Genomic DNA, 14,443 nt, shown 5'->3' on the forward strand with positions numbered 1-14,443 from the left:
GTATCTGCTTCAGTCACGACTTTTCATTTTCACTTAGCCGACTTTTTGAGCCATTCCGCCCGGTATGATATTTCAATCGGTATTCGATCGGATTCAAGTCCGTGACCTTTTTGAAAACCCTGGAGAAATAAGAAAAGTTAGAATAACCGATTTGTGAAGCGACCGCAGCTACCGGCATGTCGGTATTGGCCAACAGCTCCTGGGCAATTTTCACACGTTCCTGATTCAAATAATCAGAGATGATCAGTCCCGTTTCTTTTTTGAAAATACGCGCTAAATAATCCGGGTTTAAATACACATAGGCAGCGATGTCATCACGTGTTATATCCTCGGAGATGTGCTGTTTGATATAGGCGATTACTTTTCCCACCACACTCTGGGATTGCTCCACAATCACCATGTAATCCATTGCTTTAGTGACAACATGCCTGATCCAGCGTAGAAGATCGGTCACAGATCGGGTCGCACTAGACGACAACTCTATGGTTTCTTGTTCACTCAGTAATTGGTGCGCCTGTATCCCTTTTGTTTGCAGCAAGTAATGCAGCATTTGTTGGAAATTCTGATAAAATTGATGCAACAGCTGTGCATTTAACCGTTCCTTGACGTTGAACTGCTCGAAAAAAAGCGCTGCTTCCGCCAACACTTTTTCTTTGGCTCCCTCCTTCAGCAAGACAGCCCACAGACTCATATCCGGCAGCTTGCCGCTCCGTTCGGCGATTTGCGCTTCTTTTAACAAGAATACACGATTGTCATAGGCGACATTGTCTTTATCCAACTCCATCAACTTGAAAACCATGGCCGTCATTTCATGACCGACGACCTCATCCCCCATGTAACAAGATAAATCGCAAAAGAAATATTGATGGCAAGATGCGATGTATTTCTGACAAGATTGCTTCAGATCCTCTTGTGTGCCTGCCTCGACAGTCAAAATAGCCAGAAGCGTGTCAGCCCCCATCGCAATCAACATCCCATTCTGCCGTTCTTTGATGATTAATTCTTCTGCTGAGTTTTTTAACGCGTACTCCAGAATCTTCTTGTCACGCAGACTGACACTCTTGTGCCAACGTTGAACACGGATTAGAATCGGGTAAAAGGACATTTCGTCGGCATATGGAATATTCCGTTCTTCAGCGGCTTTCATCACAGCTTCGGGGTTTGATGGAATTGTCTGGTTTATAATGTCCAACCAAAACCGCTCGATCAACAGCGGTTGATGTTGAAACCAATATTTTCCATACTGGCTGTATTCGCTCAACTCGCTCTCCTTACTGATCTTCTCAGTGGCCTTGCCCATCACTACTCCCAGCTCCTCAAACAGGATCGGTTTGAGCATATAATCAAGACTGCCTAGTTGTATAGCCTGCTTCGCGTAAGAGAAATCCGCATGGGAAGTCAAGAAAATCGTTTCCGTCTTGGGAAAACGCTCCCTCACCCACGCCAGCAGATCGAGTCCCGAAGCTTGAGGCATCTCGATGTCGCAGAGCAGAATATCAATCCGATGGTTTTCAAATATTTCTTTCGCTTGACGCACGCTATAGGCGGTATGAACGGAGGAAACGCCAAATTCACTCCAATTCAAACCGAATTGTATGCTTTCTACGGCTATTTGTTCATCATCCACGATAAGTACAGAAAACACGGTCGATCATCCCCTTTCTTGTTCTGGCGGTTCAAGTGGAAGCGTCATTTCAACAACGGCCCCTTGTGGAAACCCGTTATAACAAACGATCCGAGCCTTATCCCCATACAGTAACTTCAAGCGTTGTGATACATTCCAAATTCCGATGTGATCTCCATGCTCATCAATGATTCTATTTCCTTTATGGATTTCATCAAGCACCTCTTCAGAAAAGCCTTTTCCCGTGTCACGAATGACTACCTTCAGTTTGGGCTCAAGTGCTGTTTCATCTAAATCGATATCAAGGGTCAACTCCATCGGATCATCCATCGTAATGGCATGTTTGATAACATTTTCTACAAAGGTCTGAATCACAAGCGGTGGAATCTGGGTCTCCGATAAGAAATCAGGAGCTGATATGGTGCAAGTTAACGTCCGCGGAAAACGAAGCTTTTGAATACGCAAATAATTTTGAATATGCTTGATTTCATCTCTTAAGGTGACAAAGCTTAAGTTACTGCGAAACATATAACGGAAATATTGCATTAAACAAAGCGTCATTTCCTGAATCAAATCAAAGTTTTTCATCCGGGCTAAGTTAAATAAAATATTCAGCGAGTTCATAAAAAAATGCGGATTGATTTGTAGCTGCAAATGCTGGAGTTCAGCTTTTTGCTTACTAAGCTGTTCTTCGTATACGTTAATTTTCAGATCTTCAATTTGCGACATCATTTTATTAAACGTATCGTTTACCATCCGAAATTCGTCTGACGTCGAAAACGGTTCGATTCTTACACTTACATGTCCGTCACCGATCCGGCGCATTGTCGCCAGTATCCGTTTTAGCGGAACGAGAACCGTCTTCCGCAGGAACCATAAGCTAAGCGGAAGCAATGCGATGGAACCGAGCGATATGGCTGTAATGATACGGGTAAGATAAGGCAAATGCTGTAATATTTGATCATCAGGAATGACAGCCATCAGGCTGAAATCACCTATGCGTGAAGCCTCGCCGACTACAAGGATATCATTTTTATCCCCTGTCATATAATACTGTTGAAGCCCCTGATGAAGATCAATCTTCCCATATGGTAAAATATTTGTGCTGCTCATGGGATCCCCTTTATCCGATACGAATAATGCCGCCCCTGTTTTACCAAGATTAATAAAATTAAGTGGAGTCAGCAGCCTTCCGGCATTGACCCAAGTTCCTATATAGATATCCCCAATTTGAAGGATACGGAAAAAGTAAAAGCTTTGTCCAATCTTCTGTGCGAACCATCTGTTGCCATGGATGCTGTCATAATCCGGATTGCTGCTCAAATAAGAATGTAGGTAGTCTCTGATTAACGTCCTTTCTCCATAGAAAGTAGGGCTGCGGAACACATCTAACAAATCATCTTTGGGAATAGAGTAAACAAAAAATGAATCGACGGACTTGGACAGTATATCGGTGGATAGTTTATTGTTAAGGCTCGTTTTGGCTAATTGATAGGCATTATCCGATTCCGGAGCTCCGAACGTTTGAATATCCAGATCCGTAGCGGCAAGGCTGACCACGTGCTTGTCCGCATCATCCAGTTGATTATCGATTTGCTTCATGTAAAGCGACATCATATTTTTGTTAGACACGGCCACTTGATTATGAACGACATGAATACTGTAATAGTTCGTATAAATCAGTAGAGTAATCAGCGGCACTGTGATGCACAAAAGTCCAACTACCAGTTTAAATCGAATTGAATTCCATGAAATATGCGATATGAATCCAAGCATGAACCAGCCCTCCTACATGTCCAAAAGGACCGCCAGCTTCTGCTCGACAGTCCTTGCTTTTGCTTATATTAATCAAGCATTGTATTTATACATTTCCACACAAAGCGCCGAAGGATTCCTTCCTATTGAAATCCCGTATGCCGCCTCATCCCCATTAAGTGCCCGCTTCATTTTCCACCGGTCTTTCACAAAGGATCCCTCTTCAATTTTCACAAAACCGACTTTTTTTGCTTCCCCGCGTTTTGGGAGAAATTCCGCTGAAAATCCGATACCCACCAGTATAAACTCATCTTCGGAAACTTCGATAACCAGCCCTCCGGCTATGGGTTTCCCCTGTTCCTGACGTTTATACGTCAGCTTTAAGTCATATTTCGAGAACGGAAGTATGCAACCGCTGTTGTGATGCTGCAGAAATCCCGTCATTTGCCCCGTGCCGCGGTATTGATTTATAATTCCCAGCATATTGCTGAGTAATTCATAACTTTGGGCCAAATAAGGCCCAGTCCCGTTCAAATGGAAAGCGGATACGTCTATGTTCAACGCCATCATGATTCCGAAATCAATCCCTGTATCGCTGCCGTCTGCGGGAGCTAGAAAATCTTCGATACCAAAGGGCGCAAAACAAAGCGCATCATGCTTGCCAATCGCATAAAAGACATTCGTGGCGGATACCATATCGCGCCTCGCTTCAGGAATGAACAGCGGATTATCGCCTCCCGCCGTATACTCCTCACAAACTTTGGCAAAGTCAGCCAAATAAATATCAGGTGCGTAGAGGGCTATCGTAGGTGCCGCTGCTTTCCATATCTTCATCACTTTCGCTATCGGACCGCCGCTCGGATAAGAACCCGCTCGCTCAGGGAATTGCTCAAGCCATGCGTTTACGAACATAGGCAAAGCATACTCTTTCGTCCCCGCCTGTGCAATCTCCTCCACTGCCCGAGCATAATAATAGGCCATGAAATATTCCGCGGCGTCTTCCCCAAATACCTCGCTCCAAGTACCGTCACGGTCAAAAGCCTCACTCACGTCTTGCGGAACCGATTGAGCGAATTGTTCATTGGCATAAGCGGAATAATCTCTGTCGCTGCCTAGAAATCCAATCTCATTCTCCACCTGCACCATAATAACTGTATGTTGCTGGCCATCCACTTCTTTCAAGTGGCTCATTAACCGGCTGAAAGCTTTGGCATCAGCTTGAACGGCTGCATCACACAGGGGTGAAATTGTATCCGTTGCTGAAGGCCCCGGATAGCAGGCTCTGAAATAGGTCATATCATCTCTCTTCACCCAACCCGGTACATACGTAGATCTGCCATTCTTCCACAATCCGAACCAAAGCAGTACGAGACGTATATTCTCCTCGCGTGCTTGCTCGATGATGCCATCCACCAAAGTAAAATCAAAGCTGCCCTGGCGAGGCTCCAGCATCTCCCAAAAAACAGGCACAATGAGGGTGTTCAGATGAAGACCGCGTAAATTCTGCCATACCTTTTCCTTCATGTATTCAAGGCTTGAAGAACTGGAGTTGTGAATCTCTCCGGCAAGAGCAATGTAAGGATTGCCATCTACAATAAGGCTAAAAAGTCCGTTTTCTTTTGCTAAATAGGGTAGCGGTTTCAATATAAGGCACCTCTTTCGTAATTAATGCAGATAAACTATCATAAGTTTACCGTCTCATGATAGTCCCGACTACTACTAAGGCGACTTATCTATTGCATTTTACCGACTTCCACTTCAAAGATATGTCTCATCTAAATAATGTATATATTTGTTGATTCAGAAAATCTAAGAAGGAGTGATTGTCTTGGGTATTGTAAACCAAGCAAGGCTACTTGCAGGCATGATGAGTATAGTAGCTGTTACGGCTGAAACAAGACAGTTCAAATATATGTCTGTTGTGGTGGCAAAAAAGCAAAAGGAGACCCCACTCGCATTCTGATTTAATTATCTTTCTAATAAGATTAGGATATAGTGAATCGGACATACAGGTTTAATCATAATTATTGAAACATTAATTTAAATTAAACAACATCTTCAAATCCTTTCTCTGTCTCAATTGTGATCATAAAATCGGTCGTTGTAAGAATAGGTTCATTATCTTGAATTGAATGCTTAATATTCAATTGCTCCGCAAATTCAATACTCCGTTCAATCGGCTTAAGTGGGTATTGTTCTCTTATATTTACGACTTTATCTGACCAGGTTAATACCATTAGATAGCGACATTCTTCTTTAGAAAGAGTATGGTGTATTCTACCAGTCTTCCATCCTAATTCTCTGATAAGATATCCTAGAGAAGGCGCCTTGTTGTCACTTGCTTGAATGAAAAGCTTGTAACCTTCTCCGTATTCTTGACCTCTGCCATCCTTAAGTCTGTTCATCTGTGTTTTGCGTATTGCACTACCTCTATTCATTATTCATTCTCCCTAAAAGTAAAAATATGCGTTCACACATTGGAGTGAACGCATGCTGACTAAGGACAAATATCCATATATCTTGGTATTATAGAATCTCGCCAAAAAGACAATATTCTATATTTCAGAACTTTATTTGTTACTTCGAAACTTTGTTTGTTACTTCAGAACTTTATTTGTCACTTCAAAACTTATTTGTCATCCGATATCACTCTTCTTCTCCCCCCGCCCATTGACATTTCATCTTCCACGTAATAAAATATTTTTACGTAACACATACTTTGTATTGGAGGCTATCCACTCCATGCTAAAAGATATTCAAGACAGCTATTACATCGAGTCTCCCGAGCAAGCTACCGTCTTGCTGAACCCTATTCGCGGGGAGATCATTGCTCAATTGCTGGAACCTGGCTCAGCTGCTGAAGTGGCTCGAACACTCGGGGAAACGGCTCAACGCATTAACTATCACCTCAAAGCTTTGGAAAAAGCCGGATTGGTTCAACGCGTAGGCACACGCCAGGTGCGCAATCTGGTTGAAGTATTGTACAGAGCGATAGCCAAAACATTCGTATTGGCCGAATCGTTAAGTATGAAGCCTGAAACCTTGCAGAAGTTGAAGGACCAGAGCTCTTTGGCTCACCTTGTGACCACATCCGAGCGGATTCGTAGAGATGCGATGCTGCTTATGGAGCAATCCGATGTGGGCGAAGTCATTCCTAGTGCAACACTTCAGTTGCAGGTCCATCTGTCTGATGAACAGCAAAGGCAAACATTCGTTGAGGAGTACGCTGCCATGGTGCAGCAATTGGTGGATCGATACTCGAGCTGCAAAGACGGAAATGATGCCTATCAAGTCTTGTTAGCCGTATATCCCAAACCGAAAGAATGAGGAGGCAAACGCCATGAATCATGAACAACAAACAAGTAAACCGCAGAATGACGCAGTACCTGCAACACCTGTTATTGCTTGGGAGCAAGCCGTTAATCGTACTACTGAAACCTCAGAAAGCAACGTGATCTCGATCGACTCTTATCGTCGTCAAGGTATCTCGCTTAATGAATCGGAAGCTACCTTCACCGTTCGTGAATTTCAAACCACCCATGGCGAAGAACCGATCCGTCTAATCATGGTATCCTCTGGTTTTGGTCAAAAACGTACTATCCACAGTCATACCGTCCAAAGCAAAGCTTCTTAAAATATAGTACTTAAAAATGAAAGGATGATTCCTATGAGTTTCATACCTATGGTAGTAGAACAATCTTCGCGCGGCGAGCGCTCTTATGATATTTATTCCAGACTGCTTAAAGATCGCATTGTGTTCCTTGGCACGGAGGTTAACGATCAAGTGGCCAATGCGATTGTTGCCCAGTTGTTATTCCTTTCTGCTGAAGATCCGGAGAAAGATATTTCACTCTACATCAACTCACCCGGCGGCTCCACTTCTGCAGGACTGGCGATTTTCGATACGATGCATTTCATTAAACCTGACGTTTCCACCATCTGCGTAGGTATGGCCGCATCCATGGGTGCCATTCTCTTAACGGCAGGTGCGCCTGGCAAAAGGTTCGCTCTCCCTAATGCCGAGGTTATGATTCACCAACCATGGGGAGGCGCCCAAGGCCAAGCCAGCGATATTCACATTCGTGCCCAGCACATTCTCAAAACACGGCGAACACTGAATCGAATTCTTGCCGAAACAACTAAGCAGCCGATCGAGAAGATTGAATTAGACACAGACCGTGATTACTTCCTAACCGCTGAAGATGCGAAAACATATGGATTGATTGATAAGGTAATTGAGAAAATCTAATCGTTCTTCCTATAATCAAGATTGAAGTACCCTAGCCACTGGCTAGGGTTTTTCAATCTTAAATGAGCCCTTTGAAGGAACGTAGATGCGCTAATTTAGTTAAAATCAGGCAAATCCCAGCATTGGAGGAACGTAGAAGCGCTATTTTGCAGTTTCAGGCATGATTGACATCATTTCCTAACACATAGCGCCTACTCGTTCCGCCCAGCGCCATTTTTAGCGTATATTCATAAAATAGCGAATCCTCGTTCCCTTTCAAGACGTGGTAAAGGATAACGACACTTCCAATCTTTGAGTGTACACCATGTACACCACTTCCACCTATTTACTCCTCCAATCAACCCTTAACCTTTTACCGCGGAACCCGTAATACCTTGTATGATATATTTTTGCCCAACAAGAAATACCAGCAGCATGGGAACAATGCCAGCAGATGTAGCCGCCATCATCCCGTTATAGTCAATATTGAATTCTAGAATGAAATTTTGCATGCCCAGCGGGACTGTATACAGATCACGGTCAAGTAGGAAAACGAGGGCATTCTCATAGTCATTCCAGTTCCAGGAGAAATCAATAATCGCTAAGGTAGCCAACGCCGGTTTAGCCAGAGGCAGCATGAGCTGCAAGAAAATACGGAAATGGCCAGCCCCATCTACAAAAGCAGATTCAGTAATCTCCTGCGGGATCGACATAAAAAATTGTCTCATCAGAAATACCCCAAAAATGGTAAACAAACCAGGAAGAATAAGTGCCCAGTGTGTATTATAAATCCCTATTTTATCAAACAAAATAAATTTAGGAACAAATAGCACTTGCGGTGGAACCATCATCATAGATAAGTAAAACATGAAGAGCAGGTTTCTTCCCTTAAACTCAATTCGCGAAAATCCATAAGCCGCTAAAGAGGACAAGAATGTAGCTCCAACCATGCAAATCAGCGCTATTTTCAACGAATTCATATAATAAGTAACAAAGCTTTCCTTGCCTGTCCACACTTTAAGATGATGTTCAAACGTCACCTTCTGGGGTATCCATTGGATCGGGTACTGGAACACTTCATTAGGTGTCTTAAAAGATGTACTTATCATCCAAAGAAACGGCAAAATCATAAAAAGACCCACTACCAGCATGGCAATCGTATATAGTAATTTTGTCGATTTTATCTCCATATTGTCTCAACTCCGGTTTTTACTTAATAGTGAACCCATCGCTTCTGGCCAACCCATTGAATCATCGTGATCAAGAAGATGATAGCGAATAAGACCCATGAGATGGCCGAAGCATAGCCCATTTCATAGTAACGAAACGCATTGTGGTAAATAAACAAGGATAAAATCGTTGTACTGCCTCCAGGTCCGCCTTGCGTAACAGCTTCAATCATACCAAACGTCTTCATCGACGTAATTAAGCCCGTAATCATTAATAAGAACGTGGAGGGACTCACTAGCGGGAAGATGATTTTCCAAACCGTCGTCCATGAGCTGGCTCCATCGATTTTTGCGGCTTCCAGTTGTTCTTGCGGTATTTCTTGAAAGGCTGCCAAATAAATGATCATATTATAACCAAGAAGAAACCAAATCCAAATAATGTCTATGGCATACATCGAAGAGGTCGTCGTAGACATCCATCCTGGCGGATTATCAATGCCAATGGAACGGAGAAAGCTGTTAATAGGTCCCTGCGACGGCTGAAACAGAAGCATCCATACAAAAGCTACAGCTACACCGCTCGTAATGTACGGCATGAAAAACATAGCCCTTAGCAGACTCTTTACATACACACTCCGATTCAATACAAGAGCTACAAGAAAGGCCAATCCGATTGAAACAGGGACAGCGGCAAGAAATAAGGCTGTTTTCTTTAATGAAACATAGAATACGGGGTCATGAAATAATCTATTGAAATTTTCGAGGCCGATCCATTCGATATCCGGCGATGTGTATTTATAATTCGTGAACATAATCCCCAGCGAAAATATAGCAGGGATGACAAAGAATAAGATGACGCCTAGCATATTAGGTAAAATGAACAAGTACCCTAATCTACGTTGTTTTTTTGCCCAGTTCATTCCATAAATCACTCCTTTTTTGAACAAAAAAGGGAGGTGCCTCTTTCTTGATGCATCCCCCTATCTTTCTTGCTATTTCTTGTTTTTGGATAAGTAATCGTTATGGCGCTTGACCGTATTTTTCAGGGTGTCTTCCAAGGATTGTGCCTTCAAGAAATATTTCTCATATTCTTCTCTTCGCGCATCTACAACCTGTTGCGGAATCGTTGCTGTAAACGTAGGGAATTTGCCGAATACAACCTTTTTGAGCGAATCTACATCATATGTTTTTTCATTATCTCCAAGGAGAAGTTTAATGGCTTCTTCCACATTCGCATCTTTAGAAGAAGGAATGCGACCGCCGGCAGCCATCGGCATCATTCCGCCATCCGCATACCATTTCAAAAACTTCCAAGCTTGCTCTTTGTTCTTCGAGTTTGGATTAATGGAAATAACGTCGCCAAGTCCTCCCGGATATTTAAAAGTAGTCTGTTCTTTCGTCACTTTAGGAACCGTAGCAAAAGCAATCTTGAAGTCGCGAGGGAAATCTTTCATGTTATTTGAACTGCGGAATATAAACTCGCCCGCGCCCAGCATAGCTGTTTCGCCTTTTAAAAACATCGAATCGGTCGGCATTTTACTCGTCATTTGTTCGCCTAGCAAGGGCATCGACTTATCGGTATACATCATGTTAAACACGGCCTCATAGGCCTTGCGAACAGTTGGTTCATCGAGATTAGATGTGCCATCTGCTTTCGTGAATCCTGCTCCCGCATTGGTACCATCGAAGAAGCTAGGATACGCGGAGATATGCTGTGTAAAGCCCCAACGTGTGCCTTTTTTAAGCTTCGTCGCATATTGCTGCAAATCAGCCATCGTCCAATCTAACGCAGGAACGGACAGCCCCGCTTCATCGAGTGCATTTTTGTTCAACCAAACGAAAGATACATTCTTTTTGGTGGGAAGTCCGTAATACTTATCTTTTACTTTCCAGTCCTTTGCATCGCTGCCCATTTTATCGTCAATATTGTAGTCTTTAAATTCACTAAGGTCGAGTGCGGTTCCAGCATCAACACGTTTTGATAAAAATGATAAGGTATAGTTGACATATAAATCGATACCTTGATTTGTCGTAAGAGCCGTATCGAGCTTCAGATTGCCGGCATCATCATTGACAAAACGCTCATATTTTACCTGGATATCGGGGTTCTTTGCGTTCCAATTATCAACTACCAACTGCGGACCGGCTTCGGCTGGTACGCCCCCCCACATCGTAAGCGTGACTGCTTTCTTAGCTTCTGAAGTAGCAGCGGGACTGTTCTTAGCGGCATTCTCACCCGATGAACCGCAGCCTGCTGTAACTCCCAACACGATAGCCGCAGAGAGTAGACTTAGCGTTGTTTTCTTCATATTCATCATTTGACCCTCCTGTATTTCATATCCTTACTGGTTACAAATCAACTATATCACCAGCTTTTTAGGGTTCGAAGGAACAATGTATTGTTCTTTTAGCACAAAAGTTTGATTTCATAACTTCGCATTTTGTTGTCTGAAAATACTCGGCGGCATGCCGACTTCTCTCCGAAATATGCGAGCGAAGTAATTTTCATTAGCAAAACCAACCTTTGCCCCGATTTGAGCAACTGGTTGATCCGTGTGCAGCAGCAGGTGACAAGCCTTTTCAATGCGCAGCCCCATGATATATTCCGTTATCGTTTTACCTGTTTTTTTCTTAAAAAGAACACTTAAATATTTATCATCCATCGTTGCAATACCAGCAAGCAGTGACAGTGGCATCTCTTCTTCAAAATGCTGATTCATATAGGCAATTACTTTATTGATTTCAGCATGATCCGTAACCTCATAGTTCGTTGCCTTCCAATGTGCCATGTACCTATCGATTCTCTGTTTAAAAAGAAGCCCCGCCTCCTTATGAGAAAGAGCCTCTACACAGGCATTTGCTGAGTCAATTGTCATGAATGCGAGCTCTGCAAATTTGCGATCCAAACGCAGCAATATTTCTTTTACACGAAGCAAAGACAGTTCAACGTCCCTCATCCACGCCCAGATTTCCTGCCATGAAAGATCAAGTAACCCTTGGTTCATCTGCTCAAAAGCTTGGATTAAGTTCTTCTCCAGCGACCAAGGCAGGTTGGAATATACATGAGCCTTTAAGATTTTGGGCTGGTGGAAGAAAATACCCGATCTACCTGCATACCATAGTTCAGTCAACCGAGAAACCATGGTTTTCCAAACCGTGTGAATATCCTCATCAGACAACCGCTCTGAGATTAAAACAACGAAATCGCAACGCTGCTCGGAGTCCCTTATTCTAATCTTTGTTTCCTCTGGAACAGCGCATAGGACTGTGGTCATCCCTATCTTGGTAAAAAGATGCATCCTTGCATTCATTTCCGTATCGAATAAAGGCAGCTGCAGCAAATCTTGCTTATCGAAAATGGTTTGTCCATGCAATATAAGGATAAGCCGATTGGGGTTAAAAGAATCCCGAATAAAAGCCGGGCTTTCAATCGCCCGCACCTGATCGTTAGGTTCGTTATATAAAGTCTCACAGTAATCGTCTATTTCTTGAGAAATAAGGCGTAAATTTCTTTCTAACTCCCGTTTTACCTTCGTCAGCGCCTCGGTCATTTTCTCCGGAGTCAAATAAAGCTTAAGCACATAACCCGATGCCCCTAGCTCCATCGCTTGCTGGATAAACTCAAAATCATTCATGACAGTGAGCATGATGAAGGCTGTTCCTAATTTCTCCCGGCGAACCTGTGAAAGAAGCTCTACACCATTCATGACAGGCATCATAATATCGCAAATAACCAAATCCGGCTGTTTATTCCTGATAAATGCCAAAGCTTCTTGGCCATTCCCACATTCCCCTATCACCTTGAAGCCATTTTCCTCCCAGGGCATTCCCTTTCGGATACTTCGTCGTACGAAGGCTTCATCTTCTACCAAGAGAACTGTCCACATGTAAGCTTTCCCCTTTCGAATAGGGTGGAGACAACAAGAACGGAATGCGAATGTGAACTAATGTCCCAATGGGAATGGATTCAATAGCCAAAGTTCCTTCTTTTCGAAACAGGAGCACGAGTCTCTCTTCGAGATTTTTCAAGGCAATACCATTTCCTTTACCGGATGTTGGCCCAGCATTACCTACTCCAACGCCATTATCCTCCACTTCAATAACAAGCTTATTTTCTTGTTTTTGAACTCTAATTTGGATGCTCCCTGACCTTTCGATCTTCGCAAACCCATGATAGATACTATTCTCAATTAGCGGCTGCAAACTCAACTTAGGAACAAGCGCATGGCGAAGCTCGGGGTCAAATGTGATATAAACATCGAATTCGCGGTCATAGCGAAGCTGCTGAATACGGATATATCTTTGGGCAAGTTCAATCTCATGCTCGAGGTGAATTAAATCCACATCCAATCGCATTCCTGCTTCCAATAACTTGCCGAGCGACTCGCATACTTCAGGAATTTGACGATTACCGAGTTCAATGGCAAGCCATTTCACCGTATTTAACGTGTTTAACAGAAAGTGCGGGTTCATCTGTGACAAAAGCATTTGGAACCGCATAGCCTCCTTGTGGCGCACTTCCTCTTTTAACCGATTAAGAAGACTCTCCACATCTCTGACCATCTTATTAAAAGCCTGAATAAAGGTTAGAATTTCCCCCTTATAGCTTTCCTCAGGCAATTGAATCTTCAGATTCCGCCTCACGACATCTGACATTTTCCTCTGCAAAAGCTGCAGGGGCCTGGTGATGGTGGTCGAGATCAGAAAGGTCATGACAATAAACAAAACGGCAATAATTAGCGTTGTCAAAATATAGGATTGCTGCAGCTGATTCACTTTGTGAAACAGGTATTTGGTTGGAATGCTCTTGACTAGAAACCAATTCAAGCTCGGAATTTTAGAATAACTAATGATATGGTCGTTCTCGACCTTGCTTCCGGTCGGCTCCCAACCTAACGTATTCAATGGGTTTGGCAGTGCAAGAGCATTGGATGTGTTGCTGCGCCCATAGATTTCTCCTTCTGCGGAAGCCAACACATACAATTCATCATTAATCGGACTAGGAATAGCGCTTCGAAGCCAGCTTTGATAGTCAACGCCGATTCTTACAACGGCATATACCCGATTATTTTCATCTCGTAATCCTTTATACATGGTTAATAAAGAGGGTTGAATACCAAAGGCTGAGGTTAGTCCGCCTTCTTCTAGCTGCCATTTGGAAAGGGACTTCCCAAGGAAAGCATCCTGTATCACTGGCATTGCCGAAAGAACAGAGTGGTTTAATATATGAGTAGGTCCATATGACGTGTAAACATGATCTTCCGAATCGAGAACGGTATAGTAGACGTAGGAATTAGCAATAAACACACTATTATTAATAGCATTAAACTTCTCTTCAATTTTCTGTCTTTGTTGGAAAGAGGCATAAGAACCCCCCGCTTCGGGTTTTTTCAAAATCGCAGTTACAAAAGAATCCTGTTCAATCAGGGTAAAGGTCTTCTCTGAAACACTTAATAAACTGCCAAGCGAGGATGTAATCGTTGTCATTTGTTCGAGATTTTGGCTGCTAACTTGTTCTCTCATTAACGTCTCAAACTTTTGAACGTGCGTCATATTTAAGATAATGATGGGCAGCAGAATAACGATTAGGAAAGCTAAGAATAGCTTGTACTTTAACGTTTGTGGTATGAAATGTCTCAATTTCATTGTCCATTGTCCCCTTATGAT

The 14,443-nt window shown here is 43.0% G+C and carries 13 protein-coding genes; 4 read left to right on the plus strand and 9 right to left on the minus strand.

Going from position 1 to position 14,443, the window contains the following annotated elements:
- Positions 1-13 precede the first annotated feature (13 nt).
- From AC58U0_RS20040 to AC58U0_RS20050, 3 genes are all read right to left on the minus strand, one after another.
- Positions 14-1,645 carry a response regulator gene (locus tag AC58U0_RS20040; protein WP_497322850.1) on the minus strand — a complete coding sequence of 544 codons (1,632 nt, stop codon included), beginning with the start codon at positions 1,643-1,645 and terminating at the stop codon, positions 14-16.
- A gap of 6 nt (positions 1,646-1,651) precedes the next feature.
- Positions 1,652-3,400, minus strand: coding sequence for a sensor histidine kinase (locus AC58U0_RS20045; RefSeq protein ID WP_497380749.1), 1,749 nt, complete (start codon positions 3,398-3,400; stop codon positions 1,652-1,654).
- A 72-nt stretch (positions 3,401-3,472) separates the two neighbouring features.
- Positions 3,473-5,023 carry a GH35 family beta-galactosidase gene (locus tag AC58U0_RS20050; protein WP_497322848.1) on the minus strand — a complete coding sequence of 517 codons (1,551 nt, stop codon included), beginning with the start codon at positions 5,021-5,023 and terminating at the stop codon, positions 3,473-3,475.
- A gap of 184 nt (positions 5,024-5,207) precedes the next feature.
- Between AC58U0_RS20050 and AC58U0_RS20055 the strand changes: the two genes are divergently transcribed.
- Positions 5,208-5,342 carry a hypothetical protein gene (locus tag AC58U0_RS20055; RefSeq protein ID WP_497380750.1) on the plus strand — a complete coding sequence of 45 codons (135 nt, stop codon included), beginning with the start codon at positions 5,208-5,210 and terminating at the stop codon, positions 5,340-5,342.
- 82 nt (positions 5,343-5,424) lie between these two features.
- Here AC58U0_RS20055 and AC58U0_RS20060 read toward each other — a convergent pair whose 3' ends face one another.
- A complete protein-coding gene (locus tag AC58U0_RS20060) occupies positions 5,425-5,817 on the minus strand; it encodes a PDDEXK family nuclease (protein WP_497380751.1) in 393 nt (130 codons plus the stop codon).
- A gap of 304 nt (positions 5,818-6,121) precedes the next feature.
- On the opposite strand from AC58U0_RS20060, the gene AC58U0_RS20065 reads away from it, so the two are divergent.
- The 3 genes from AC58U0_RS20065 to clpP are packed head-to-tail and all read left to right on the plus strand — an operon-like array spanning position 6,122 to position 7,628.
- The gene (locus tag AC58U0_RS20065; protein ID WP_497380752.1) at positions 6,122-6,706 is read left to right on the plus strand and encodes an ArsR/SmtB family transcription factor; all 585 of its coding nucleotides are present in this window, start codon (positions 6,122-6,124) and stop codon (positions 6,704-6,706) included.
- A 13-nt stretch (positions 6,707-6,719) separates the two neighbouring features.
- Positions 6,720-7,013 (plus strand): hypothetical protein, encoded by a 294-nt coding sequence (locus tag AC58U0_RS20070; RefSeq protein WP_497380753.1) that lies wholly within the window; start codon positions 6,720-6,722, stop codon positions 7,011-7,013.
- Positions 7,014-7,046: 33 nt separating this feature from the next.
- Positions 7,047-7,628 carry an ATP-dependent Clp endopeptidase proteolytic subunit ClpP gene (gene clpP, locus AC58U0_RS20075; protein WP_047684586.1) on the plus strand — a complete coding sequence of 194 codons (582 nt, stop codon included), beginning with the start codon at positions 7,047-7,049 and terminating at the stop codon, positions 7,626-7,628.
- A gap of 344 nt (positions 7,629-7,972) precedes the next feature.
- Here the strand turns inward: clpP and AC58U0_RS20080 are convergent, their stop codons facing one another.
- The 5 genes from AC58U0_RS20080 to AC58U0_RS20100 all read right to left on the minus strand — a co-directional run bounded on the left by AC58U0_RS20080 (position 7,973) and on the right by AC58U0_RS20100 (position 14,422).
- Entirely contained in the window at positions 7,973-8,797 is an 825-nt protein-coding gene (locus AC58U0_RS20080; protein WP_497380754.1) for a carbohydrate ABC transporter permease, read from the minus strand.
- A 23-nt stretch (positions 8,798-8,820) separates the two neighbouring features.
- Positions 8,821-9,696 carry a carbohydrate ABC transporter permease gene (locus AC58U0_RS20085; protein ID WP_497380755.1) on the minus strand — a complete coding sequence of 292 codons (876 nt, stop codon included), beginning with the start codon at positions 9,694-9,696 and terminating at the stop codon, positions 8,821-8,823.
- A gap of 72 nt (positions 9,697-9,768) precedes the next feature.
- Positions 9,769-11,091, minus strand: coding sequence for an ABC transporter substrate-binding protein (locus AC58U0_RS20090; protein WP_497380756.1), 1,323 nt, complete (start codon positions 11,089-11,091; stop codon positions 9,769-9,771).
- Between the two features lie 111 nt (positions 11,092-11,202).
- Complete coding sequence (locus AC58U0_RS20095) at positions 11,203-12,663, minus strand: response regulator transcription factor (protein ID WP_497380757.1); 1,461 nt, start codon at positions 12,661-12,663, stop codon at positions 11,203-11,205.
- Positions 12,635-14,422, minus strand: a complete 1,788-nt coding sequence (locus AC58U0_RS20100; protein ID WP_497380758.1) for a cache domain-containing sensor histidine kinase — start codon at positions 14,420-14,422, stop codon at positions 12,635-12,637. The genes AC58U0_RS20095 and AC58U0_RS20100 overlap by 29 nt, the downstream gene beginning before the upstream one ends.
- Between the last annotated feature and the right edge of the window lie 21 nt (positions 14,423-14,443).

This window comes from Paenibacillus sp. J31P190 (assembly GCF_059692075.1).